26 protein-coding genes are annotated in these 24166 nt (G+C 73.4%); 16 read left to right on the top strand and 10 right to left on the bottom strand.

Annotated features, from left to right (window positions below; all coding sequences use genetic code 11):
• Window positions 1-24: 24 nt before the first annotated feature.
• The 9 genes from AB0C84_RS04820 to AB0C84_RS04860 are packed head-to-tail and all read left to right on the top strand — an operon-like array spanning window position 25 to window position 6979.
• The gene (locus AB0C84_RS04820) at window positions 25-834 is read left to right on the top strand and encodes an ABC transporter ATP-binding protein (RefSeq protein ID WP_361061366.1); all 810 of its coding nucleotides are present in this window, start codon (window positions 25-27) and stop codon (window positions 832-834) included.
• Complete coding sequence (locus AB0C84_RS04825; RefSeq protein WP_361061171.1) at window positions 827-1690, top strand: creatininase family protein; 864 nt, start codon at window positions 827-829, stop codon at window positions 1688-1690. Before AB0C84_RS04820 ends, AB0C84_RS04825 begins: the two co-directional genes overlap by 8 nt.
• A complete protein-coding gene (locus AB0C84_RS04830; RefSeq protein ID WP_361061173.1) occupies window positions 1683-2531 on the top strand; it encodes a hypothetical protein in 849 nt (282 codons plus the stop codon). Before AB0C84_RS04825 ends, AB0C84_RS04830 begins: the two co-directional genes overlap by 8 nt.
• A 32-nt stretch (window positions 2532-2563) precedes the next feature.
• Complete coding sequence (locus tag AB0C84_RS04835) at window positions 2564-2893, top strand: extradiol ring-cleavage dioxygenase (RefSeq protein WP_361061175.1); 330 nt, start codon at window positions 2564-2566, stop codon at window positions 2891-2893.
• A gap of 4 nt (window positions 2894-2897) precedes the next feature.
• A complete protein-coding gene (locus AB0C84_RS04840; RefSeq protein WP_258944515.1) occupies window positions 2898-4007 on the top strand; it encodes an amidohydrolase family protein in 1110 nt (369 codons plus the stop codon).
• The gene (locus AB0C84_RS04845) at window positions 4004-4729 is read left to right on the top strand and encodes an FCD domain-containing protein (protein ID WP_179845662.1); all 726 of its coding nucleotides are present in this window, start codon (window positions 4004-4006) and stop codon (window positions 4727-4729) included. Before AB0C84_RS04840 ends, AB0C84_RS04845 begins: the two co-directional genes overlap by 4 nt.
• The gene (locus AB0C84_RS04850; RefSeq protein WP_361061177.1) at window positions 4726-5340 is read left to right on the top strand and encodes an isochorismatase family cysteine hydrolase; all 615 of its coding nucleotides are present in this window, start codon (window positions 4726-4728) and stop codon (window positions 5338-5340) included. The genes AB0C84_RS04845 and AB0C84_RS04850 overlap by 4 nt, the downstream gene beginning before the upstream one ends.
• Window positions 5340-5540 carry a 2-hydroxymuconate tautomerase gene (locus AB0C84_RS04855; RefSeq protein WP_179845664.1) on the top strand — a complete coding sequence of 67 codons (201 nt, stop codon included), beginning with the start codon at window positions 5340-5342 and terminating at the stop codon, window positions 5538-5540. Before AB0C84_RS04850 ends, AB0C84_RS04855 begins: the two co-directional genes overlap by 1 nt.
• Window positions 5537-6979 carry an aldehyde dehydrogenase gene (locus AB0C84_RS04860; protein WP_179845665.1) on the top strand — a complete coding sequence of 481 codons (1443 nt, stop codon included), beginning with the start codon at window positions 5537-5539 and terminating at the stop codon, window positions 6977-6979. The genes AB0C84_RS04855 and AB0C84_RS04860 overlap by 4 nt, the downstream gene beginning before the upstream one ends.
• A gap of 15 nt (window positions 6980-6994) precedes the next feature.
• On the opposite strand, the gene AB0C84_RS04865 is transcribed toward AB0C84_RS04860, so the two are convergent.
• Window positions 6995-7624, bottom strand: coding sequence for a hypothetical protein (locus tag AB0C84_RS04865; protein WP_361061180.1), 630 nt, complete (start codon window positions 7622-7624; stop codon window positions 6995-6997).
• Window positions 7625-7765: 141 nt separating this feature from the next.
• Between AB0C84_RS04865 and AB0C84_RS04870 the strand changes: the two genes are divergently transcribed.
• The 5 genes from AB0C84_RS04870 (at window position 7766) to AB0C84_RS04890 (ending at window position 12465) form a co-directional block, all read left to right on the top strand.
• Window positions 7766-9007: an ATP-binding protein gene (locus tag AB0C84_RS04870; RefSeq protein ID WP_361061182.1), complete on the top strand. Its 1242-nt coding sequence runs from the start codon at window positions 7766-7768 to the stop codon at window positions 9005-9007.
• A complete protein-coding gene (locus AB0C84_RS04875) occupies window positions 9004-9678 on the top strand; it encodes a LuxR C-terminal-related transcriptional regulator (RefSeq protein WP_361061184.1) in 675 nt (224 codons plus the stop codon). The genes AB0C84_RS04870 and AB0C84_RS04875 overlap by 4 nt, the downstream gene beginning before the upstream one ends.
• Before the next feature lie 76 nt (window positions 9679-9754).
• Window positions 9755-11050, top strand: a complete 1296-nt coding sequence (locus AB0C84_RS04880; RefSeq protein ID WP_361061186.1) for a hypothetical protein — start codon at window positions 9755-9757, stop codon at window positions 11048-11050.
• A gap of 63 nt (window positions 11051-11113) precedes the next feature.
• Window positions 11114-11800 carry a hypothetical protein gene (locus AB0C84_RS04885; RefSeq protein WP_361061188.1) on the top strand — a complete coding sequence of 229 codons (687 nt, stop codon included), beginning with the start codon at window positions 11114-11116 and terminating at the stop codon, window positions 11798-11800.
• An 11-nt stretch (window positions 11801-11811) separates the two neighbouring features.
• Window positions 11812-12465 (top strand): hypothetical protein, encoded by a 654-nt coding sequence (locus AB0C84_RS04890; protein WP_361061190.1) that lies wholly within the window; start codon window positions 11812-11814, stop codon window positions 12463-12465.
• Window positions 12466-12538: 73 nt separating this feature from the next.
• Here AB0C84_RS04890 and AB0C84_RS04895 read toward each other — a convergent pair whose 3' ends face one another.
• A complete protein-coding gene (locus tag AB0C84_RS04895; protein ID WP_361061191.1) occupies window positions 12539-13762 on the bottom strand; it encodes a hypothetical protein in 1224 nt (407 codons plus the stop codon).
• Window positions 13763-13923: 161 nt separating this feature from the next.
• Here AB0C84_RS04895 and AB0C84_RS04900 point away from each other — a divergent pair, with 161 nt between their 5' ends.
• Complete coding sequence (locus tag AB0C84_RS04900) at window positions 13924-15105, top strand: DegT/DnrJ/EryC1/StrS family aminotransferase (protein ID WP_361061193.1); 1182 nt, start codon at window positions 13924-13926, stop codon at window positions 15103-15105.
• A 73-nt stretch (window positions 15106-15178) separates the two neighbouring features.
• Here AB0C84_RS04900 and AB0C84_RS04905 read toward each other — a convergent pair whose 3' ends face one another.
• The gene (locus tag AB0C84_RS04905; RefSeq protein ID WP_361061195.1) at window positions 15179-16141 is read right to left on the bottom strand and encodes a dihydrodipicolinate synthase family protein; all 963 of its coding nucleotides are present in this window, start codon (window positions 16139-16141) and stop codon (window positions 15179-15181) included.
• Between the two features lie 20 nt (window positions 16142-16161).
• Window positions 16162-17277: an enolase C-terminal domain-like protein gene (locus tag AB0C84_RS04910; protein WP_258944527.1), complete on the bottom strand. Its 1116-nt coding sequence runs from the start codon at window positions 17275-17277 to the stop codon at window positions 16162-16164.
• Window positions 17278-17387: 110 nt separating this feature from the next.
• On the opposite strand from AB0C84_RS04910, the gene AB0C84_RS04915 reads away from it, so the two are divergent.
• Window positions 17388-18359: an LLM class flavin-dependent oxidoreductase gene (locus AB0C84_RS04915; protein ID WP_258944528.1), complete on the top strand. Its 972-nt coding sequence runs from the start codon at window positions 17388-17390 to the stop codon at window positions 18357-18359.
• Here the strand turns inward: AB0C84_RS04915 and AB0C84_RS04920 are convergent.
• Genes AB0C84_RS04920 through AB0C84_RS04945 form a run of 6 tightly spaced genes read right to left on the bottom strand, consistent with a single transcriptional unit; the run spans window position 18341 to window position 24123 of the window.
• Window positions 18341-19516 (bottom strand): DegT/DnrJ/EryC1/StrS family aminotransferase, encoded by a 1176-nt coding sequence (locus AB0C84_RS04920; protein WP_361061198.1) that lies wholly within the window; start codon window positions 19514-19516, stop codon window positions 18341-18343. The two genes, AB0C84_RS04915 and AB0C84_RS04920, sit on opposite strands and share 19 nt — an antisense overlap.
• Window positions 19513-20289: an amidohydrolase family protein gene (locus AB0C84_RS04925; RefSeq protein ID WP_361061200.1), complete on the bottom strand. Its 777-nt coding sequence runs from the start codon at window positions 20287-20289 to the stop codon at window positions 19513-19515. The genes AB0C84_RS04920 and AB0C84_RS04925 overlap by 4 nt, the downstream gene beginning before the upstream one ends.
• On the bottom strand, window positions 20286-20981 hold the full coding sequence (locus AB0C84_RS04930; protein WP_361061202.1) for an amidohydrolase family protein: 696 nt from the start codon (window positions 20979-20981) through the stop codon (window positions 20286-20288). The genes AB0C84_RS04925 and AB0C84_RS04930 overlap by 4 nt, the downstream gene beginning before the upstream one ends.
• A 7-nt stretch (window positions 20982-20988) precedes the next feature.
• Window positions 20989-21819 (bottom strand): carbohydrate ABC transporter permease, encoded by an 831-nt coding sequence (locus AB0C84_RS04935; protein WP_361061204.1) that lies wholly within the window; start codon window positions 21817-21819, stop codon window positions 20989-20991.
• Between the two features lie 5 nt (window positions 21820-21824).
• Complete coding sequence (locus AB0C84_RS04940; RefSeq protein WP_361061206.1) at window positions 21825-22856, bottom strand: sugar ABC transporter permease; 1032 nt, start codon at window positions 22854-22856, stop codon at window positions 21825-21827.
• 10 nt (window positions 22857-22866) lie between these two features.
• Window positions 22867-24123, bottom strand: a complete 1257-nt coding sequence (locus AB0C84_RS04945; RefSeq protein WP_361061208.1) for a sugar ABC transporter substrate-binding protein — start codon at window positions 24121-24123, stop codon at window positions 22867-22869.
• Window positions 24124-24166 lie beyond the last annotated feature (43 nt).

The raw sequence follows: 24166 nt of genomic DNA on the forward strand, positions 1-24166 counted from the left end.
GTGGGCACCGGGAGCGGCTCGGTCCTGCTCGACGTGCGGGGGCTGAGGAAGACCTACCAGACGGCCGGCCGCACCGTGGAGGCGGTGCGCGACCTCACCTTCGGGATCCCCGCCGGAGAACTGGCCTGCATCGTGGGGCCGTCGGGGGCCGGCAAGACCACCCTTCTGAAGTGCGTCGCCGGCCTCCTGACTCCGAGCGGCGGAGAGGTGGTGCTGGAGAGCCGCCCCGTGCTGCGGCCGCCGGAGAACATGGCGGTGGTGTTCCAGGAGTACGGGCGGAGCCTGTTCCCGTGGCTGTCGGTCGCGCGGAACATCGAGCTGCCGCTGAAGCAGAAGAAGGTTCCCAAGGGGCGGCGCGGCGAGCTGGTGGCCGAGGCGCTGGAGTCGGTCGGCCTGGCGGACGCGGCGGGCGCCTACCCCTGGCAGCTCTCCGGCGGCATGCAGCAGCGGGTGGCGATCGCCCGCGCCGTCGCCTACGAGCCGGCGGTGCTGATCATGGACGAGCCGTTCGCCGCGGTGGACGCGCAGACCCGCGCGGAGCTGGAGGACCTCACCCGCGAGCTGTGGCGGCGGCTCGGCATGACGGTGCTGTTCGTCACCCACGACATCGAGGAGGCGGTGTACCTGGGCCAGCGCGTCCTGGTGCTCTCCGCCGCCCCCACAGTGATCATGGACGACATCCCGATCGACCTGCCCGCCGAGCGCGAGCAGCTGGCGACCCGCTCCGACCCGCGCTTCGCGGAGCTGCGCGCGCACGTCTACTCGCAGGTGCAGCGGGCCAAGACCTACCACCAGGGCGACCGCGCCCGTCCCGGGGAGGGCCGCGATGGATGACGGCACCCGCGACGTCCTCGCCGGCACGCTGGCGGAACTGACCTGGCACGAGGTCGAGGCGGCCGCCCGGTCGGGCGCGGTGCTGCTCTGGGCGTTCGGCGTCATCGAGCAGCACGGCCCGCACCTGCCGACCGGGACGGACGTCTACCTGCCCATGGCCCGGCTGCACGCCGTCCGGGCGCTGCTGGCCGAACGCGGCGTCGAGGCGCTGATCGTGCCGCCCTACTACTGGGGCGTCAACGTGGTCTCGGGGGCGTTCCCCGCGTCCTACGGGGTGCGGCCCGAGCTGATGCGGGAGGTCATGGTCGACCTGCTCGCCGGGATGGCGCGCGACGGGTTCGGGCACGTGTTCTGCTTCTCCGGGCACGGCGACGCGCTGCATAACCGCACCGTCCACGACGGGGTCAAAGCGGCCTGCGAGCGCACGGACGCGGACGCGAGCTTCGTGACCGAACCCGCGCTGGCCCGGCGCATCGGCCTCGCCGCCGACGACCCGTACCTGACCCTCTACGGACCGGACGAGGGGCCGCCGGACGGTCCGGTCGACGTCCACGCCGGGTCCTGGGAGACGTCCCTCATGATGCACACACACCCGCGCCTGGTGCGCGAGGACGTCCGCGCGCGGCTGGAGCCGAGCGGCCTCGGCCTCAGCGAGCTGGCCGTATGGCGCCGGGGCTACGAGCACGCACGCCGCGTCACCCCGGACGGCTACTTCGGCGACCCGGCCGCGGCCGACGCCGCCGAAGGGCACCGCATCCAGACCACCGCCGCCGAGCAGGCCGCCCACGCGATCGCGTCGCGCCTGGGGCGGACCGCCCCGGCCCACCCTCAGACAGGACGGAGGAACCATGGCTGAGATCAGCGTCGCCATGGCCGCAAGCCACGCTCCCGGCCTCACCGGCTGGTTCGACAAGGCCCCCGAGGCCGATCAGAGGACGGTGCTGGCGGCCTACGCCGAGATCCACGCCGCCCTCGTGGAGTCCCGCACCGACGTGCTCCTGGTCATCGCCAACGACCACATCGCGAACGGGCTGGTCAGCGACTACGCCGACTTCACCTTCGGCATGGCCGAACGGCACACCGGGCCCGACGAGTGGTTCAAGCCCTGGCTGCGCGTCCCGGACTACGAGCTTCCCGGACGCCCCGACGTGGCCGAAGTCCTGTACGAGAGCGTCAAGGACCGGGCGCCGCGCGTCCGCGCGGTCCGCGAGAACCTCCGCTACGACGACAACCTCTCGGTCCCCGTCACCATGGCGGACATCGTCTCGACCGGTGTGGCGGTCGTCCCCGTGCTGCAGAACTGCACGGTGCCGCCCGTCCCGGGCGAGCGCGTCTGCTACGCGCTCGGCGAGACGCTCGGCGAGGCCATCCGCACCCGGCTCCCCGCGGGGCTGCGGGTCGGGCTGCTCGGCTCGGGCGGCCTCTCCCACGAGCCGGGCGGGCCCCGCTACATGGAGATCGACGAGAAGTTCGACCGCTGGTGGATGGACCTGCTGGTGGAGGGCGACCACGAGAAGGTCCTCACCGACGCGACGTTCGAGCGGATGGAAGAGGCCGGCTCCGGCGGCACCGCGGAACTGCTGTCCTGGATGGTCGTCATGGGCGCCATCGGCCCGCGCCCGTGCGAGGCCCTGGGGTACGCGGCCGTCGACCAGTGGCGCTGCGGCTTCGGCGCGGTCCGCTGGGACCTTTCATGACCCCTCCGCCTACACGAATGGACGACCCGGAAATGGCACTCGAATACTTCGACCCGCTGCTGCGGACCAACGATCTGGTGCAGGACCTGAAATGGGACCGCGAACTGCGGGCCCGGTTCGAGTCGTCCGAGAAGGAGGTGCTGGACGCCTATCCGCTCACCGCCGAGGAGCGCACGGCGATCCTGGACCGGGACTTCCGGAAGCTGTTCGAACTCGGCCTGCACCCCTACCTGCTCTCCCAGCTCGCACGGCTGATCTACGGCACGGGCGAGACGGCCGGCACCTCCGGCGCCGCGACCGCGCTGCTCAAGTCCCTGCTGGGAGACCGGTACGACTCCTACATGGCCGAGCGTGGTGAGTAGGGCCGTGCCCCACGCAGACGAGGCCGGGCGCGGGCCCCATCCGCCGACGCCGGTCATCGACGTTCATACGCACGCGATGCCGATGCCGCTCCTGCGGCATCTGGAACGCCACGGGCTGGCCGACCTGTCCCGCGCCGCGGAGCGCGTGCTGAACCTCGACCCGGCGATCTGCGGGCTCGCGCCCGGATCGCCGATCCCGCTCGCTCCCGAACAGCACGACATGGAACGCCGCCTGGCCTCCCTCACCGCGATGGGGGTGGACCACCAGGTCGTCGCCGCGCCCCCGTTCCTGTTCGCCTCCGAGTCCGACGACGACCGGCTCACGCTGGAGGTCACCCGCCTGGCCAACGACGCGCTCGCCGAGTTCGCCGCCGGCTCGGGCGGCCGGCTGTCGGCCCTGGCGACCGTGCCGGTGGGGCACCCGGGCGCGGCGGACGAGCTGGCCCGCTGCCTGGACGAGCTCGGCATGGCGGGCGCCACCATGGGCACCTTCGGCGGCGGGCGGGAACTCGACGACCCGGTCAACGAGGAACTGTGGCGGGCCCTCGCCGCACGGCGCTGCTTCACGCTGCTGCACCCGAGCCGCGTCTCCTCCCGCGACCGGCTGGCGGACTACCACCTGGTCCAGCTGCTCGGCTACCCCATGGAGACCGCGCTGGCGACGTCCCGGCTCGTCTTCGGCGGTGTGCTGGACCGGCACGACCTGGTCCTCTGCCTCGCGCACGGCGGCGGGTGCGTGCCCGCCGTCAGCGGCCGCCTCGACCTCGGCTGGCGGCGCAAGCCGGTCGCGCGGGTGACGAGCCGCACGCCGAGCGACTACCTGCGCCGGCTCCTGTACGACACCGCGGTGTTCGACACCGGGGCCCTCGGCCGGCTGGTCGAGGACATGACGGCCGACCACGTCCTGCTGGGCACCGACACCCCGTTCGACCTGGTCGACCATGACCCCTTGCGGACGGTGCGCGCGCTGGGAGTCGACGCCGGGCAGGAAACCGCCATCCTGGGGGGCAACGCCGCGCGTCTCATCGGACTGCGCGTCGCCCGGCGGGACCCGGACGACCGGGTCGAAGAACCCTCCGCTCCCCCCATCCCAGTCGAAGGACACCCCACATGAGCACCGACAAGGCGGCGACCGAGCTGCCCCGGCTTTCCCTGGCGGAGACCGTGGCCAGGAGGATCGAGGCGCGCATCGCCGAGGACACCCTGGCCGGCGGCCACCGCCTCGGCACCCGGGACAGCCTGCGCCGCGAGTTCGACGTGGCGGCCGGGACGCTCAACGAGGCCGTCCGGCTGCTGACCGCGCGCGGCACGATCTCCGTCCGTCCCGGCCCCAAGGGCGGGATCTTCGTCGCGACCCCGCCCCCGCTGGTGCGCCTCGGCCGCAAGATGCTCGAACTCAGCGGCGACTCGGTCTCGGTCTCCGACTGCCTCGTCATGCGCGAGGCGCTGGAACCGCTGCTCGCGCGGGAGGCCATGCGGCACCGCACCGAAGGCGACGTCGCCGAACTGCGCCGGCTGGCGGAGGCGATGGCCGCGGCCGTGGAGAGCGACTCCGAGGACGGCGTCGGCTACCTCGCCGCCAACTGGGCCCTGCACCGCCGGATCGCCGAGATAACCCCGAACAAGGTCCTCCAGCACACCTATGTCTCCCTGCTGGAGTTCGTGGAGAACCGGTTGCGCGGCGTCACGTCCAACGAGCCGTCCACGAGGTACGTGGACGGGCCGGCCGTCCACAAGGAACTGGTGGAGGCCATCGCGGGCGACGACCCCGAGCGCCTGGACGCCGCCGTCGCGGCGCACGCCGCCCTGACCGCCACCCGCCGGGGTGGCACATGAGCGCTCCGCGGGCGGCCCTGCTCGTCATCGACATGCAGAACGACTACTGCCACCCCGACGGCGTGTTCGCGCAGGCGGGGCTGCGCGTCGCGGGGCTGGACGACCTCGTCGGGCACGTCAACACCCTCACCGCCGCGGCCCGCTCCGCGGGCCGGCCCGTCATCTGGGTGCGGATGGAGTGGGAGAAGGACGCCGACGTCGGGCTGCTGGCCGAGCGGAGCCCGTTCTTGCGCGCGAGCGGGCTGAGGCGCGGGACGTGGGGCGGCGAGCTGCTCGCCGGCCTCGACCGCGCCCCGGGCGACCACGAGATCACCAAGCCGCGGTTCGACGCCTTCCACCGCACGGAGCTGGACGGGCTGCTGCGCGACCTCGGCGTCGGCACGCTCGTGGTCGCCGGTGTGCGCACCGACTTCTGCGTCGAGTCGACCGTCCGCGCCGCCTTCTTCCGCGACCTGCGCGCGGTCGTGGCGAGGGAGGCGGTCGCCGGATACTTCGAGGACCTGCACCTGAACAGCCTGCGGCTGATGGGCACCGTCTTCGCCGAGGTCGTCTCGGTGGACGACGCGGCCGCCGCGCTGGCCCCGGCCGCCCGGACCCCGGGGGCCCGCTGATGCCCCTGATCGAGGTGACCCTGGTCGCCGGACGGCCGCCGGAGCAGCTGCGCGCACTGATCAGCCGTCTGACGGAGGCGGCCGAGGCGGCCACCGGGGCGCCCCGGGGCAACATCCGCGTCATCCTCCGCGAGGTGCCCGCCACCCACTGGGCCGCGGGAGACGTGACCATCCAAGAACGCGACGAGGAACAGCCATGAAACTGATCCCCCACATCATCGACGGCCGGGAGACCGAGTCCCCCGGAGGCGCCCGGTTCTCCACGGTCGACCCCTACACCCGGCAGGCCTGGGCGGAGGTGGCGCTCGGCGGCCCGGACGAGGCGGGGCTCGCCGTCACGGCCGCGCGCCGCGCGTTCGACGAGGGCCCCTGGCCGCGCATGGGCTACGCCGAACGGGGCGCGATCCTGCACAGGCTGGCCGACCTGATCGAGGCCAACCTCGACGACCTGGCCATGGCCGACACCACCGACATGGGCAAGCCGATCTCCGACACCCGCGGCAAGGACGTGCCGCGGTCGGCCTACAACTTCCGGTTCTTCGCCGACCACGCGCGGCTGTCGGCCGCCGAGGCCCTGCCGATGGACAGCGGCCACCACGCCTACACCCGCTTCGAACCGGCCGGCGTCGTCGCCGCCATCGCGCCGTGGAACTTCCCCCTCATGCTGGAGACCTGGAAGATCGCACCGGCGCTGGCGTGGGGCAACACGGTGGTGCTCAAGCCCGCCGAGCAGACCCCCGCCTCCGCGGCCCTGCTGGCGAGGCTGGCACTGGAGGCCGGGATGCCGCCGGGCGTGCTGAACGTCGTCCACGGCTACGGGCCCGGCTCCGTCGGCGAGGCGCTGACCAGGGACCCGCGCGTCGACCGCATCACGTTCACGGGCGAGTCCGCCACCGGCCGCGCCATCGCCGGGGCCGCGGCGGCGAACCTCACCCCGGTCAGCTTCGAGCTCGGCGGCAAGGGCGCCAACCTGGTGTTCGCCGACGCCGACCTGGACCTCGCCGCCTCCTGGTCCATCAAGGCCATCTTCAGCAACGCCGGGCAGGTCTGCCTGGCCGGCAGCCGCCTGTTCGTCCAGCGCGAGGTCTACCAGGAGTTCCTGGACCGCTTCGTCGCCGCGGCCGAGGCCCTCGTGCCCGGCGACCCCAAGGACCCCGCGACCCAGCTCGGCCCCCTCGCCTCCGAGGAGCACTACGCGAAGGTGATGGCCTACCTCGACGGGGTGCCCGGCGACGGCGGCAAGATCGTCACCGGTGGTGCGGGCGCCGAGGGCCTGTTCGTCCGGCCGACCGTGGTGCTGGACGCGCCGCCGACCGCGCGCGTGCGCCGGGAGGAGATCTTCGGTCCGGTCGCCGTGGTCACGCCCTTCGACACCGAGAACGAGGCCGTCGCCGCGGCCAACGACACCCCGTACGGCCTGAACGCGATGGTGTTCACGGAGAACCTCTCCCGGGCGCACCGGGTGTCGGCGGCCCTGAAGGCCGGAACGGTGTGGACGAACTGCTTCTTCGTCCGCGACCTGCGCGCCCCGTTCGGCGGGGTCGGTGACTCGGGCCTCGGCCGCGAAGGCGGCACCTACAGCCGCGAGTTCTTCACCGAGCCCAAGGCCGTGGTCATGGCCATCGACCCGAACGGCTGACGGCCCCGCGCCGCGTCAGCGGCGGGTGTGCTGGGCGATGTGACGGGCGACGGCCTCCGCGAGGACGGGCTCCAGCGGCCGGCCGCTGCCGGGGTCGGTCGAGAGCAGTAGCGGAGTGCCGTCCTCGCCCTTGCCGAAGCAGGCGACGCGACCGGTTTCGACGCCCACCGCCGGGTCGAGGACGTACGGGGCCATGCTCGCCCACGTCACCTGCTGGTCGGGCGCGAGGCCCGTCCGGAGCCGCGCCTTGCGCATCTTCTTGTTGAGTCCGGGGAGCTGTGAGAGGGGAAAGTCGGGCACCAGCGGGACCGCGCGGCTCATCGAGTACGCGCGGCCCTCGGCGTCCAGGGCGAGGGGCCCGAGCAGCCAGCGGTGACCGACGACCACGACGCGGCCGGCGAGCTCGAACCCCCAGAGCTGCAACCGCTCGTTGGGCTTGCGCGCCTCCAGCACGGGGACGGGCGGGACGCCGGCGTCCCGGAGGTGGCGCGCCGCGGCCGACAGGAGGTCCTGGACGCGGGCGACGACCCGCTGCCACTCGGGCGGTTCGCCGTGCCGCCGGGCGTTCTCGCCCGCGGCGCGCGCCGCCGCCTGCTCGTCGAGCCTGCGCCGCTCCGCCGACACCAGATCATCGAAGTCGGACACGTCGCCGTCCCTCCACGTCGCGGGCCTGGGAGCGCCGCGTGCACGGCGGCCGTCCCCCCGACGATCGCACACACGATCACGGCAGAACATCCCGGGAAATGCCGGGTATGCGGCCGGGGCGGGGTCGAGGATCATGCGGGCATGAAGCTGATCGGCGGGCTGCGCGGGCCCGCGCTGCCGACGACTCCGGCGGGGGTGGAGCTGTGCGCGGTGGCGGTGTTCGCGGGTGTGCGCGTGGTGAACCTGGCGCAGTTCGCCGTCGCGTCGCCGGTCGCCCTGCGGCAGGCGACCTCGCCGGTCCTGCTGCTGGTGGTCCTCGGCGGCTACCTGGCCGAGTCGGCGGCGGTCGGCGCGGTCGTGGCGGGCGCCCGCGCCTACCGCGACCGCCGCTGGGGCTGGGCCGACACGGCGACCGCGGGGGCGGTGCTGCTGGCCCAGCCGCTGTTCACCGCCCCGTCCGACCGGACGGGGAGCTGGACGGCGTGGGGGTTCGCCTGCACGCTGAGCTCCGCCGTGGGAGCGGCGGTCGTCTTCACGCGGCGGCGGCACGTCGCGGCCGCGGTCGCCGTCCTCGCCGGGTGCTACCTGGCCGCGACCCTGCCGGGGGCGGCGGACGGCTCGGCGGCGACCGTGCTGGGCAACGCGTTCGCCTATGTCGGGTTCGCGGTGCTGGCCCGGCTGTTGGTCGGTTATTTGCGGCGGCTGGCGGGCGACGCCGAGCGCGCGCGGGAGGAGGCGGCGCGGGCGGCGGCAGAGGCGGCGCGGCTGAGGGAGCGGGAACGGCAGCGGCTCCTGCTGCACGACAACATCAGCGTGCTGCGGCTGTTCGCCGGGGGAGGCGTCCCCGAAGAGCTGGACGAACCGCTGCGCGCGCGGGCGATGGCGCTGGCCAACCGGGTCCGCGCCTTCCTGGACGACGCGGCGGGTGAGCCACCGCCCGCGGAGGGTGCGGACGGCCCATCGCTGGTCTCGGCGGTGCGGGCCGCCGTCGGCGACTACCGGGACCTGCCCGTCGAAGTCAGCGTGGACCTGGCCGGCGGTGTCCGCCTGCCGGAAGCCGCCGCCGGGGCCGTCCGCGCGGCCGTGGGCACGCTGCTGGCGAACGTGCGGGTGCATGCGGACGCCGCGAGCGTCGTCGTGCACGCCGACGCCGACCCCGCCGAAGGCGAATGGGAGGTGACCGTCACCGACGACGGCCGCGGGTTCGACCCGGCCGTCACGCCGCGCGGCTTCGGGCTGCGCGTCCAGGTCGAGCAGGCTCTGGCCGCGCACGCGATCGCCGTGCACGTGCACTCCGTCCCCGGCGACGGCACCCGGGTCACGCTGCGCGGCGCCCTGCCCGGCGAACCCGCCCTGGCCGTCGAGCCGCAGGTCGCGTCATGACGGGCGAGCCGCGGGTGCGGGTCGCGGCGATCGACGACGACACCCTCATCCGGGACGGCCTCCGGGTCCTGGTGCCGGGCCTGGACGTCGTGGCCGCGTACCGGGACGTGGACGGGTTCCTGGCCGTCCGCCCACGCGCGGAGGTCGTCCTGCTCGACCTCACGCTGACCGGTACCGGGACCGATCCCGTCCTTCAGGGGACCGACGCGGTGGCGGCGCTCGCCGCGGACGGGTGGCGCGTCCTCGTCTACACCAACGAGCGGCGCCGCGCCGTCCTGGTCGCCTGCCTGAACGCGGGGGCGCGCGGCGTCGTGCACAAGGCCGAGCCGCTGCCGGTGCTCGCCGGCGCCGCCGCCGACGTCGCGGCCGGCCGGATCGTCATCACCCAGGCCCTGACCGGGCTGGCGGAGCTGGCCGGACGGCGCGGCCGGCTGCCCGGCCTGTCGCCCCGGGAACGGGAGGTGCTGGCGGCACGGGCCCGCGGCGAATCGTTCCGCGGCATCGCGCGACGCCTGTTCATCACCGAGAAGACCGCGTCCGGATACATGGACCAGGTCAAGCACAAGTTCGCCGCCTACCTGCGCGAGCACTCGCCCGCCGATCTGGAGCGGGCGCTCGGGCTGGAACCCGCCGGGCTCACCGACCGGGATCCGCGCGACCCACCTCCCTGACCGCTTCGTCGTCCGGCTCCCGCACGTTCCCCACCGCCACCTCGTCCAAGCGGACCGTGACCTCACAAGGAGCCGAATGCCGTCCCCTCTCCGTTCGCTGCCCGGCACCGCCCGCTTCCGCGGTCTCCTCTCCGTGGCGGCGCTCGTGGTCGCGTTCCTGTGCCTCTTCGCGCCGGGCGCGCGCGCCGACGCCCCGTCCCTGCACGCCACCCCCTCGCACCCGACCAACCGCGAGCCCGTCACGATCAGCGGCAGGTTCCCGGGCGCCGCCGCGGGCCTGGGCGTCGTGCTGCAACGGGAGGGCGGCATGTTCGGCGGCGAATGGGAGCCCGCCGCGTCGACCACGACGCGAAAGGGCGGCTCGTTCGCCTTCCGCCTCGGCCGCGTCGACGGCGACGAGACGTACCGGGCCGTGCTGGCGGGGGACGGGACGCGCAGGAGGTTCACCAAGGAGTTCGAGCTCGGCGTCCGGTACGAGTCGGTCGACCGGCGCTGGGTCCGCGGCGACGCCACCGGCAACCGTGGGACGTTCCTCGCCTGCTTCGACTCCGGCGGCGACCGGTGCGCGAGCGACGACGACGCCCACACCTCGCCCACCTGGCTCGCCGCCGTCCTGGTGCTGTGCTTCCTCGGCGGCGGCGCGCTGCTCGTGTGGGGCGCGATGGCACTGCCCAAGAGGGTGAGCGCGGCGGCGGCCGTCGCCGGCCTGGTCGCCTGGGTTCCGCTGTTCGCCGACCTGGCCTTCGGGTACGCGATCCCCCGCATCGGGCTGGAGCGCAACGCCATCCTCGTCACGTTCCTGTACCCGCTCTACCTGCTCGTGCTGCTGCTCGGTATCGCCGTGACGATCGGCTATCCCTTGCTCATGGTCCGGCTGATGAGGGCGGACGTCCTGCCGCACGGCCGTCCGGCCAGGGCCGGGACGTTCGGCGCCGTGCTCGCCGTCCTGGTGATCTGGGGAGAGATCTACAAGCACGCGCCCGCCGTGGCGGCCGGACCCTTCGCGGTCAGGACGCACTGGCTCAACGACGCGGTGCACACCTGGACGCTGCAGTGGCCGGTGTCCGTGCTGTGGACGGTCCTGGAGTTCTTCGCGACACCGGCGGGCCTGGCCTCGTTCGGCGCCCTCGCCCTCGTGTCCGTGTCGCTGCCCGCTCCCCGGGGCCTGCCGGGCACGTCCGCGCTGACGCTGGCGCACGGCACCGCCGCCAACGTGTCGGCCTTCATCGCGGGCAGTGCCGCGGTCGCCGTCATCTCCATCGTCGCGTTCGCGGTCCTCGTCCTGGCGGCGGTCGCGCTGATGGCCTACGTGATGTTCTACATCCTGGTCGCCTTCATGACCGCGGCGATGCTGGCCTACCTCTTCAAATGAGCCGCGGCCGCCCGCGCTGGAGCTCCACTATGATCTCGCCATGTCGGTCCGGAAAGCGCCAGTATGAGCGGCCGCGAGCTCAGCGGAACCCTGGCACTACGGCGGTACTGGTGCCGGCCGGAGGAGCCCGTCCTGCTGTGCCTGTACTGTCACGGCTCCACCCTGCGCTTCGATGTGGACGGCCACGACTGGCGGGGCATCCCGGGCGGCGCCGGACGGGCCGTGCTGAACGCCGTCGGAGCCGGCATGGACTCGGCGTTCCGCGAAGACAGCCTCAGCCCACCGGCGATGGTGGTCTACGGGCCGGGCGGCGGCATGGCCGCGCGGGTGACGCTTCCCGAGTCCCGGGAGACCCGCTACTGGGTCCTGACCCCGTACCGGATCGGCATCGTCGCGATGGTGCAAGGCGAGGCCGCCGAATCAGCGCAGCCCGAACCGCAGGCGGGCGTGTTGTCACGGGCCCGCAGGATCGCCGCCGGGGCGGCGGAGTTCGGACGCGCGCTCGCTCGCGACCATCCCTATCCACCGGGCGAACCGGTGCCGCTGTCCCGCGTCGCGGGCCTCGCCGAGATTCCGGCCGCGCAGATCGCGCACGTCGGCCTGGACCGGCGCAAGCTGCCCTCCGGGTTCCGTCCCCGCAAGGTCCCGGTCCTGCGGATCGGGCTCCACGACGGTTCCGGTTTCGACGTCACCGCCCCTGACGACGAGGCGGCGGGACGGCTCGTCCGCCTTGCCACGCAACGTTCCTGACGGGTGACCCAATGCCGCGCAACGAGCAGAAACTGTACGAGATCGCCCGCGCGCACTGGTGCGCGCCCGGCGAGAGGCTGGTCATGGGCGACCACGCGGCCGGGCACATCGGCACGACCGTGCGGGGGGCGAGCGCCGCGCCGTGCCCGCCCGCCGTCCCGGACGGTTCGTCGGTCCCGGACCCGTCCTGGCCCCTGCCGACCGATCCGGTCCGGGCGGGCCGGTTCTGGTACGACGAGTGGGCCGACGACCCGGTGCTCTGGGGGTGGGCGCACGCGCCCGGACCGGACGCGGCGGCGGCCGCGGTCGCGAGCCACATGTCCGGGTACGCCGACGAGGCGTGGCTGCTGCTCACGGACCGGCGGCTCGCGGTGGCCGTGGAGTCGCGGTTCGCCCGTCCCGCGAGGCCGGGCGGCCTGCGCGGCCGCGTCCGCGGCGCCCGCGGCGACGACGACTCCGCCGCGCCCCTGACGACCTGCTGGGAAATCCCGTTCGCGGCGGTCCGCGGATTGCGGGCGGTGCCGCTCGGCCGCACCCCGCAGCCGGAATGGTTCCTCCGGATCGACTTCACCGACGGTTCGGCGTTCGACTTCCGCCCCCGCCGCGGCGCCAAGGCCCCGGACTACGCCAACTCGGTCAACACGGGCCTGGCCTCCCGCCACTGACCCGAGCGCGAGCGGTCGCCGGGCCGCCCGGCGGCGCCGTCCACCGGTCCGGACGACCGGACGCGGGCCACTGTCAGAGGTTCACGCGGTAGACGGTCGGCGGCCGGCCGGTGCGGCCTTGCTGCTGGCTGCCGATCGGGGTGGCGATCCCGGCCCGTTCCAGGCGCTTGAGCACGCGCCGCGCGGTGCGCTGCTGCACGACCAGATGCTCGGCGACGTCGTGCGCGGTCAGGCCGTCGGGGCGGTCGGTGACCAGTTCGCGCAGCCGGGTCAGCGTCTGCGCGTTGAGGCCGACGCGGCGGGCCAGCAGCGGCAGGCTCTCGGCGCCGCGTTCGGCCGGTGGCTCGTCGCCGTCGGCGGGCTCGATCACGATGTCGACGTCGTCGGCCATCGCGACCACGCCCACCGAGGCGCCGATCGCCTCCGCGCGGCCGAGGGCGCGCTTGGCCAGGGACTCCGCCTCCGCCGCCGTACGGCCGATGCCGAAGCCGACGTGCACGGTCGGGTGCCGGGCGGCGAGCCGGTCGAGCAGCGGCAGCCTGGTGAACTGCTCGGTGGCCTGCTCCAGGAGGCCGCGCGTGGTCACCATCAGGTGGCGCCCGCCGGGCAGCGGCGCCAGGCTGCCGCCCAGCGTCACCACGTCCGCCGCCAGGGTGTCGTCCGGGCCGGGGAGCTCGATCAGGCCCAGCGCGACCTGGGCGTCGCCGACCTGCTGCCCGACCGCGGTCAGGATGAGGGCCTGGATGGTGGACCGGATCGAGAAGCGCGACGGCGCCAGCCGCACGGTGTGCATCAGGGGCTCCAGCACGTGGTACGCGGAGCCCAGGCAGGTGATGGCCACCCGGGTGTCGTGCCGGTCGCGCGCGGTGCGGTGGAACTCGACGATGTCCTCGGAGGTGAGGCCGGCCCTGTAGGGCAGCACCTGGACCTGGTCGGTCGGCAGCTTGGCCTCGGTGAGGGTCTCCAGCACCTCGGCGCGCCGGAGCGTGTCGACCGAGATCCGCGTCACGTCGTGGCCCAGGCGCAGGAGCTCCACCAGTGCCCGCAGCAGTGTCGCGCCGTCGTAGGGGACGTACATCGAGGGCCGCGTCACCACGGCCGCGGCCGTGGTGTACGGGACCACGCCGGTGAACAGGAACGCGTCGACGTCCTCCGGGGCCGAGGCGACGACCTCCGCGGCCTCTTCCTCGTGCCGGTAGGCGAGGCCGGTCATGATGGCACCGCCCATCTCGGTGCCCACCGCGATGACGCGGTGGACCAGGTCTTCGGGACCCACGACCCCGATGGTGATGGGCACTCTCTGCTCCTTCGATTTAGGTCCAGCCCTCAACCGGCTAGGTTAGTGCACCACTCCTGGGGTTTGTTAACTCCCCTGCTCGCCCTCTTGACGGGCTTCTTCAGGTGACATAACTTTCGGCCCAGACCGTAAAAGGGTGCGGCGCGACGGCGAGGAGAGGCATGGGCACGGACGGCGGACGGTTCCCCGATGTGCTGGCTCCGGACGGCCGGACGATCGGAGACGAGGAGCGGCGCGCGGTGCTGCGCGTCCTCGACAGCGCCGTGCTGTGCAGCACGTTCGGCACCGAGACGCGCGCCCTCGAGGCAGAGATGGCCGCGCTGTACGGCCGCCGCGCGGCGGTCGCGTCGAGCTCGGGCACGGCGGCGCTGCACCTCGCCGTCGCGGCGGTACGCCTCGACCCCGGGGACGAGGTCATCACCACTCCCATCTCCGACTTCGGAACCGTCGCGCCGATCCTCGCGCAGAACGGGGTTCCCGTCTTCGCCGACGTCGATCCGGCCACCGGCAACCTGGACCCCGCCGCGGTCGAGGCGGCGGTCACCCCGCGCACCCGGGCGGTCATCGCGGTGCACCTCTTCGGCGCGCCCGCCGACCTCGCCGGGCTCCGCGCGGTCGCCGACCGGCACGGCCTGATCCTCGTCGAGGACTGCGCCCAGGCCTGGCTCGGCACCACCCCCGGGGGTGATCCGCTCGGCACGGTCGGCGACATCGCGTGCTTCAGCCTCCAGCAGTACAAGCACATCACCGCAGGTGACGGCGGTCTGTGCATCACCGATGACGACGAGCTGGCCCGCCGGATGCGGCTGTTCATGGACAAGGGCTGGGACCGGACGATCGGGCGGCTGCACCTGTCGTTCGGCCTCAACTACCGCATGACCGAACTCGTGGCCGCGGTGGCCCGCGCCCAGCTCGCCAAGGCCGCCGGAGTCGTCGCCCGCCGCGCCGAACGCGCCGGGGAACTCCTCTCCTCGCTCGGGGACCTGGCCGGAATCGGCCTCCCCGATCCCGCCGGGCACGCCTGGTGGCTGTTCCCGTTCACGGTGCCCGACGACCCGGGCAACCGCGTCTGGGCGGAGGCGCTCGCCGCGGAGGGCGTCCCAGCGGTCGCCGGGTATCTGGAACGCCCCCTGTACGCCAACCCCGCGCTCGCCGGCGAGCCCGTCTACGGTTCCTCGCGCTTCCCGCTGGAGGGCCGCTCGTATCCGACCGGGCTCTGCCCGAACGCGGAGCGGCTGATCGACCGGACACTGGTCGTCCTGCACTGGAACGAGGGCTACACGCCCGACCACGTGAAGGCCATCGCGAGCGCGGTGCGCGGCGTCCACGCCCGGCTGGCCTGAGAGCCGGGCCCACCGGGCCCCGCGGGCGCGATCGACGCGTTCCACCTCCCGTTCCCGCACCGGAGCCGGCTGATCACTGCGCCGCGGTGGCGCGCAGGTCCTCCAGGCAGGCGATCACCCGGTCGCGTTCCGCGGGCGGCAGGGCGGGCCCGTACGGGTCGTGCGCCGAGTCCTCGGGGACGAGCCCCTCCCAGACCGCGGCCCACAGCATGCGCTGCACGTAGCCCTCGATCGGCGCGTAGAACGTCGCCGCCGCGAACCGGTCGAGCCGGTCGGAGGCCTCGACGAACGCCGCGTGGTCGCGTCCCGTCCAGGCCCGCAGCACGCGTGCGCTCAGCGCGGCCTGCGCCGCGGCGATGCCGACGAGCGCGGTGTCGGCGCCCCACATGAACGAGGGGCCGAACATGCGGTCCTCGCCGGTGATGGAGAGCCTGCCGGTGCCGCGGCCCGCCCAGATCGCGTCCTGGCAGCCGATGGCGCTGTCGAGCGTCGCGGTCTTGATGCCGAGCATCGCGGGGAGCGCCAGCAGGTCGCGGATCAGCTCGGGCGGGTACGGGTAGCCGCCCGCCTCCGCGTGCAGGTAGAACCCGACGAGCGGCAGCCCGCTCTCGGCGGCCACCCGCTGGTGCAGCCGTACGGCCTGACCGTGCCCGTCGGGCTCCTCGCGGAGCGCGGCCAGCGGGTAGACCATGACGGCGTCCGCACCCAGCTCCGCCGCCCGCACCGCCATAGCCACCGTCGCGTCCGCGGCGGCGGCCAGGGTCGGGGCGGAGACCGACCGCGGCACCCCGACGCCTGCCACGATGGGCGCCGCGGTGGCCTGCCGCCAGGTCGTCAGCACCCTCGCGCGGTCGTCGTCGGCCAGGTGGAGCCCGCGACCGGTGTGGGCCCACACGGCCACGCCGCCGATGTCCTCGGCGGCGATCCGCGCGGCGTACGCCGCGAGGGCGTCGTGGTCCACGACGCCGTGCCGGTCCATCGGGGTCACCACGGCGGGCAGGAGCGTGCCGCGCAATCGGTCGACCAGATCGTGCATCGTCGTGTCTCCGTTCCGGATCACAGGTCGTGGCCGAGGCCGGGAGCGGTCGGGACGTCCACCCATCCGTCGACGGCGGTGAACACCGAGGGCGCCAGCGGTTCCTCCCGGACCAGCAGCGGCCCCACCAGGTCCGGGGGGACGGTGGCGCCCGGCAGCGCGGCGGCCAGGTGGAGCGCGGCCAGCGTCGCCACGCCCAGCTCCGGCATGGAGCCGATCTTCACCGCCAGCCCGGCCGCTTCCGCGATGGCCGCGATCCGCAGGGCGGGGTGCAGCCCGCCCACCTTGAGGATCTTGATGTTGAGCACGTCGGCCGCGCCGCGCCGGACGATCTCCAGCGCGTCCTGCGGCGACTGCATGCTCTCGTCCACCATCACCGGGACGTCCAGGCGCTCGCGGAGCCGGGCCAGGCCCGCCAGGTCCCAGTGCGGCAGCGGCTGCTCCAGCAGGGAGAGCCCGGCGTCGGCCATCCTGGCCAGCGCCGGCAGCGCGGAGAGGTCGTAGCCCTCGTTGGCGTCCAGGCAGAGTTCGGTGCCGGCGGGCAGCACGGACCGGACGGCGCGCACGAGGTCGAGGTCGCGCCGGGGGTCGTGGCCGCCCTTGATCTTGATGTGCCGGAACCCGCGACCGGCGTAGTCCGCGGCCTCCGCCGCCATCTCGTCCGGCGTGCCGAGCCCGACCACCCAGGCGATCGGGACCCGGCTGCGCACCCGGCCGCCGAGCAGCGCGGTGACCGGCCAGCCGGCGAGCCGCCCGGCCAGGTCGTGCAGCGCGATGTCGAGGGCGGCCTTGGCGACGTGCTGGCCGCGCAGCGCGACGTCCATCGCGACGTGCGCGCCGGCCCGGTCGAGCGGGTCGAGGCCGATCAGGGCGGGGGTGAGGTGCTCCTCGACGGCCGCGGCGACGCCCGCCAGCGTCTCGCCGGTATAGGCGGTCATCGGCGAGGTCTCGCCCACGCCGATCGCCCCGTCCGCCGTCTCCACCTCCGCCACCAGGCTGATCAGCTCCGTGCTGATCCCGCTGCTGATCTGGAACGGGCGGCGGTAGGGGGCCCGGACGACCCGCGTGCGGATCGCGGCGATCGGGCCCGCGGTCGCGGGCGGGCGCTCGCCGGGGCGGGGGAGGGCGACGCTCAAGGCTGACTCCTCTGCTGGGGTCGCAATGAGAGGGCAAATGATTTACGGTCTAGACCGTAAGTAGCGTGCTCGGTTGATGTCAATGCCACCGACGACTGGAGGGCGGCCCCATGCGCCTCGGCCTGTATCTGAACCTGTACGGTGACGCGGCGGACCGCCCGTCCCTGGACGACGCCGTCGAACAGGCGCGGCTCGCCGAGCAGGCCGGCTTCGACTGGGTCGTGCTGGGCGAACGCCACCTGCACCGGCCCGGCTACCACGAGATCCTCACCTCGCTGACCTGGATCGCGGCGCACACCGAACGCATCGGGCTGGCCACCGCCGGGATCGTCGCGCCGTTCTACCACCCGGTCGCGCTGGCCCAGGCCCTCGCGCACATCGACGTGCTGTCGGGCGGCCGGCTGACGGCCGGGTTCGTGCTCGGCTACCGGCCCGAGGAGTTCGCCCTCTTCGGGGTCGACCGGCGGGAGCGGGTCGCCCGGTTCGAGGAGGGCCTGGCGCTCCTCACCCGGCTGTGGACGGAGGACGAGGTGACGTTCGAGGGGAGGTTCACGCAGGTCGAAGAGGCGTTCCTGGCCCCGCGTCCCGTCCGGGCGCCGCGCCCGAGGATCTGGAACGGCGGCCGGGTCTCGGCCGTGCTGGAGCGGACCGCTCGCATGTGCGACGGCTGGACGACGTCGTTCAACGAGCTCGACGCCGACCTCCCCGGGAAGATCGGGGAGTACCGCGCGTACGAGCGGGGCCCCGGCACGCTGGGCGCCGAGGTCATCGTCTGCCGGGAGGGCTACTGCGCGCCGACGTCGCAGGGTGCGCGCGAGGCGCTGGAGGCACCGCTGCGCGATCTGTACGACGCGTACACGGGCTGGAAGCGCACGTCCTCGGACGCGGCGCGCTACGCGCAGGGCTGGGACGAGATCGCCGCCCGGAGCGTGATCGGCTCGCCCGGCCAGTGCGCGGAACGGCTGGAGCACTACGCGGCGATGGGCGCCGACGGGGTCGTGCTGCGCGTCCAGCCGCCCGGCATGTCGCAGGCGGACGCCCTCCGCGCCATCGAGGCTTTCGGTCACGTCAATTCCGGCTGAGCCCGGAACTCGCGCCTGACCTTGGCCGCGGCGGCCGCGATGTCGGCCAGCGCGTCGTCGTCGGCCATCAGGAGGTTCTGCCGGAGCCAGACGACCGAGTCCTCGGCGGTCTCGGCCACCGGGCAGCACGCCTCGCCCACGTGCGGTCGGAGGGCGGTCTCCCTGGACAGGGAGCGGTACCCGGCGTCCAGCGGGACCCCCTCGGCCGCCATCGCCGCGATGAAGTCGGCCTTGGACCGTCCGCCGAACTCCGCCGGCGCGTAGCGCACGATGCCGAGGTGCCTGCTGTGCCGCGTCGTCCCCTCCGGCCCGGGCAGCAGGCTCAGCCCGCCGACCGCGGCCAGTTCCCCGGCCAGGTACGCGGCGGCGCGCTCGCGGGCGGCCACCTGGCCGTCGAGCAGGGCGAGCTGGGGAGCCAGCACGGCCGCCTGGAACTCCGTCATGCGCAGGTTCCAGCCGATCTCGGGGTGCTCGTACCAGCCGCCGCCGAGCCGCCGCCCGACGTTGTGCAGCGACCAGAGGCGCTCGTACACCGCCCGGTCGCCGGTCACGACGATGCCGCCCTCTCCGGCGGTCATCGCCTTGCTCGACTGGAAGCTGAAGCAGGCCACGGCGCCGAGCGACCCCGCCGGACGCCCGTGCCGGGCGGCGCCGTGCGCCTGCGCGGCGTCCTCCACGAGCGGGATCCCGAACGCCCGGAGGCTCTCGGTGTCCGTGGGGGCGCCCGCCAGGTGCACGGGCATGATCGCTCTGGTGCGCGGCGTGATCGCGCGTTCCACCGCCGCGGGATCCAGGTGCAGCGTGTCCGGGGTGACGTCGGCGAGCACGGGCCGGGCGCCCGCGAGCACCACCGAGGTCGCGCTGGCCACGAACGTGTAGGCGGGCACGATCACCTCGTCGCCGGGACCGACGCCGAGGGCGCGCAGTGCCAGGAAGAGCCCGACCGTGCCGTTCACCACGCAGACACCGTGCTCCGCGCCGACGGAGGCGGCGAACGCCGTCGCGAACCCGGCGACCTTGGTCCCGCCCGTCGCTCCCCACGCGCCGCCGTCCAGCACCTCCAGCAGCGACTCGCGCTGCTCGGGGGTGGCGGGCGGCGGCCAGGCGGGCCAGCCGGAGGTGTGGACGGGGGTGCCGCCGTCGAGGGCCAGCCTCATCGTGCTCCTTCCAGAAGCCGGGTCATCGTGCCGAAGAGGAGCAGGTCGCGGTCGGCCGGGTCGAGCCGTGCCGGCACGACGCGGCCGAGCCCGACGCGCAGGTCGAGGAAGAGCGCGTCCGAGCCGAACACCATGCGGTCCGCGCCGGCGGCCGCCACCAGGCGGGCCAGGTGCCGGGCGGTCATCCGCGAGCCGCAGATCTCCAGCACCACGTTCGGGCACCGCTTCGCGACGTCCGCCGCGGCGGCGAAGCCGGAGGGCCACAGCCCGGCGTGGCCCATCAGCAGCGGGACGGTCGGATGGCGTCCGGCGACGGTCGCGAAGCGCGCCGGGCCGGACCAGGGCGAGCCGTACTCGCCGTGGGAGAGCACGATCGCGCCGGACGCGGCGGCGACGGCGAACGCGGGCTCGTAGCCGGGGCCGTCGAGCGGGTGCCGGTGCGTCTCGGGATGCAGCTTCACCCCGATCACGCCGGGCTCGCCGAGGAGGTCGCGCAGCCGTCCGGGAGCCTGCGGATCGTGCGGGTCGTACACGGCGTACCCGAGGTACCGGCCGGGCCACCGGGCCAGTTCCGCGAGCAGGAGGGCGTTGCCCGCGCGGGCGTCCGGGCCGACGCCGAGCAGGTGCGAGACGCACATCGTGGCCACGCCGCAGCGGTCCATCACCGCGACCAGGCTCTCGGCCGAGGTGTCGGGGATGGCGAAGTTGAACCAGCCGCCGAGGTGGCCGTGGGCGTCGATGACCTTGCCGTGCCAGGCGTCCTGATCGTTCATCGGCCCTCGTGATCGAGTTCGAGCAGGTCGCGCGCGTTGCCGCCGGCGATCAGCGCGACGTCGGCGGCGGGGAGGTCGAGGTGGTCCAGCTGGAAGCGCGGCCCGGCGTCGTCGCTGATCGGCGCGCCCGTGCCGAACCACACGCGGTGCGCACCGTAGCGGCGGACCAGCCACTCGACGTGCAGGTGCCCGTTCAGCGTCGCGGTGTCGACGCCGATCCGGGTGTGGGCGTCCATCAGGTCGGCCAGTTCGCGCAGGCTCCGGTAACCGGTGCCGGTGAGGATGAGGCGCAGCCCGGGGTGCCGCGTCGCGAGCCGGTGAATCCCCTCGAACGTCGCCGACTCCCACCCCAGCAGCACCGCCGTGCCCTGATCGGCCAGGTCGCCGGCCAGCGCCAGGCAGTGCGGACCGGTGAGCGCGAAACGGTGCTCGGCCGGGCAGAGCCGCACCAGCCGCGCCGCGGTGCCCCCGGTGCCGAGCGGTCCCGGCACCAGAACGGGCACCGGCACCAGGCGATCGGACACCGTCCGCGGCGGAGGCTCGGTCGGGTCGTAGAAGAGCGCGCGCGAGTGCACGACGCAGGCGAGGTCGATGCGGTGCCGGTCGAGTTCGGCGACCAGGCCCTCCTCGTCCGCGCTCGCCACGTCGTCACCGGGGATCGGACCGAGCACGCGGTCGATGTCGATGATCATGGACCGGTCAGCCCTTGAGCCCCGTCATCGCGATGCTGTCGGTGAGGTAGCGCTGGAGCAGGCCGAAGACCAGGAGGCTCGGCACCACCGTGATGGTCGCGCCCGCCATGATCTGGTTGATCGGCACGTTCTCGCTCTGCAGCGTCGCCAGCCCGACGGTGAGGGTCTGCATCTCGCCGGACTGCCCGATGACCAGCGGCCACAGGAAGTCGTTCCAGTGCCAGAGGAAGACGAAGACGCCCAGGGTGGCGAGTGCGGGCCGCACCAGCGGCAGCACGATCGTGGTGAAGATCCGCCACTCCGAGGCGCCGTCCATCTCGGCGGCCTCGAAGAGCTCGTCCGGCAGCTGCACGATGAACTGCCGCATGAGGAAGATCGCCTGCACGTTGGCGAGCGTCGGCACGATCATGCCCCAGTAGGTGTCCACGCCGCCCAGCCGCGAGACCAGGATGTAGGACGGGATGAGCGTCGCCTGGAAGGGCACCATCAGCGTGGCGAGCAGCGCCCAGAAGAGCGCGTCGCGGCCCGGGAAGCGCTTCTTGGCGAACGCGTAGCCCGCCATGGACGCGAACAGCAGGATCAGCACGACCGACACGAACGAGAAGATCAGCGAGTTGAGCGTCCAGCGCGGGACGTCGGAACTGGACAGCACGTGCTCGAAGTTCGCGAACGTGATCTTGTCGGGGAGCAGCGCGTCCGGGAAGGTCTGCCCGCTCTGGGGGGCGAACGCGACGAGCACCATGGCGGCGAACGGGGTGATGGTGACGATCGCGGTGAGCACCAGCAGCACCGGCAGCGTGAGCCGCCCGGTGCGCGAAGCGGCGCGGGATGCGGCCATGGCGTTCAGTCCTCCCTTCCGAGGAACCGGCGCTGGACGAGCGAGACGCCCAGCACGAAGACGAAGATCACCAGACCGATCGCACTCGCGTAGCCGAAGTCGAAGAACTTGAAGCCCGAGTCGTAGAGCATGTAGACGAGCGAGAAGCTGGACCGCACCGGCCCGCCGCCGGTCATGACGTACATCGCGTCGAAGACCTGGAACGCGGTGATGGTCTCGATCACCATCACGAAGAACAGCACCGGCCGCAGCAGCGGCAGCGTGACGTGCCGGAACCGCTGCCACGGCCCGGCGCCGTCGATCATGGCCGCCTCGGTGTAGGACCGCGGGATCGCCTGCAGCCCGGCGAGCAGGATCAGCATCGAGTAGCCGAAGCCCTTCCACGCCGAAGTGAGCGCGATCGAGGGGAGCACCAGCTCGCCGCGGCCGAGGAAGTCGACCGGGCCGAGCGAGGCGAGCCCGAGCAGCCCGTTGACGAGCCCGTCCTCGGCGTCGTAGATCCACTTCCAGATCACGGCGGCCAGGACGATGCTCGTCACGTACGGCAGGAAGAAGATCCCCCGGAACAGCCCGCGCCGCCAGACCACCTGGTGCAGCATCGCCGCGGTGGCGAGCGACATGAGCACGGTCAGCGGCACGAAGATCACCACGTACAGCAGCGTGACCCTGAGGCTGTCCCAGAACAGGTCGTCGCCGCCGAGCCGGGTGTAGTTCTCGAATCCGATGAACGTCCACTCGCCGCTCAGCCGGTAGTCGGTCAGCGACAGCAGGACCGCCCCGAGCACCGGCCCGAACCGGAACACCACGAACAGCAGGAGCATCGGGGCCGCGAAGAGCAGTCCGACCCGGGCCTGCCGGCGCCGCCGGGCCCGCCTCCGGCGGCCGGGCGGTGACGTGCCGCTCGCCGCCGCCGGCCCCTTCCCGGCGGTGCCGCCGGGAGGGGAGGCGACGGGAGCCGCGCTGGACATGGGCACAGGTGCCTCCTCCAGTCCGTGGCCGGGGCCGCCACGGCCGCCCGCCCGTTCGTTCGCGCTCATCCTCGGTCGGCTACCGCTGCCGCGCCAGCAGGTCGTCCGCCTGCTTCGCGGCGTCCTCCAGGGCCTGCTCCGGCGTCTTCTTGCCGGTGAGCGCGGCCTGGATCTCGGTGCGCAGCAGCGCCATGACCTGCCGGGCCGACGGGTTGGCGTCCCCCGGGTAGGTGTACTGCAGGGCCTCGGCGAACTTGGCGGCGCGCGGGTTGGGCGCCGGAACCTTCACGTCGGTGCGCGGGGACACGAAGCCCGACGCGGTGCCGAGGCTGGTGATCTGCTTGGGGTCGATCATGAACTTGAGGAACTTCTCGGCCGCCCCGGTGTGCTTGGACCTGGCGTTGACGGCCAGTCCGCCGGGAATGCCGAAGCCGACGCGCTTCTTGCCCATCAGCGGCATGCCGACGACGACGTTCTCCTGGCCCCAGGTCTTCGCGGCGATCTCGGCGTCGGCCGGGACGTTCATCAGCCCGGCGGCGACCTGCTGCTTGCCGAGCGCCTGGTCGGCGACCACGTTCTTGTTGGTGAGCGCGCTCTTCGGCACCGCGCCGTCCTTGTAGAGGTCGGTGAGGAACGTGAGCGCCTCCAGCCCCTCGGGGCTGTTGAAGGCCGCCTTCTTGCCGTCCGGGGAGAAGACGCTGCCGCCCGCCTGCCACAGCAGCGGGTAGAAGTTCATGTTGAGCGAGGCCTCGGGGGACGCCGAGTAGTCGAGCGTGGCGTAGCCCTTGGCCTTGAGCTTGGGCGCGGCCGCCCTGATCTCGTCCCAGGTCTGCGGCGGCGTGTCGATGCCCGCCTTCGCCAGCAGCTTCTTGTTGAAGATCATGCTGGTCACGGTGTGGTAGATGGGGACGGCGTAGAGCTTGCCGTCCACGCTGAGCGCGCTGAGCGCGTTGGGGAGGAAGGCGCTCTTGGCCGAGGACACCGCGCCGTCGACCGGCCTGAGCGTGCCGTTGGCGACGTACTGGGGGACCTGGTCGGGGCCGAGCAGCACGACGTCGGGGCCCTTGCCTCCGGACAGCGCGGTCGCGACCTTGGTGTCGCGCCCGTCCCACGGCTGGAGTTCGATCTTGAGGTCGGTGCCGGAGTTGGCGGCCTCGAAGTCCGTCTCGATCTTCTTCCAGTACGCGTTGTTCGCCTGGACGTCGGTGATGACCGGATACATCCAGAGGGTCAGCGACTTGTCGGAGCCGCCGGAGTCGCCGCAGGCGGCGGTGAACCCGGTGGTCAGCGTGAGTAGGGTGATCGACGCCGCAAGGCGGCTGCCACGGATCTTCATCGGGACGGACCCCTTAGTTCGAGGTGACGCGGGGGGCAGGGGG

It is taken from the genome of Actinomadura sp. NPDC048955 (assembly GCF_040649435.1).
Taxonomy (GTDB): Bacteria; Actinomycetota; Actinomycetes; order Streptosporangiales; family Streptosporangiaceae; genus Spirillospora; species Spirillospora luteofluorescens.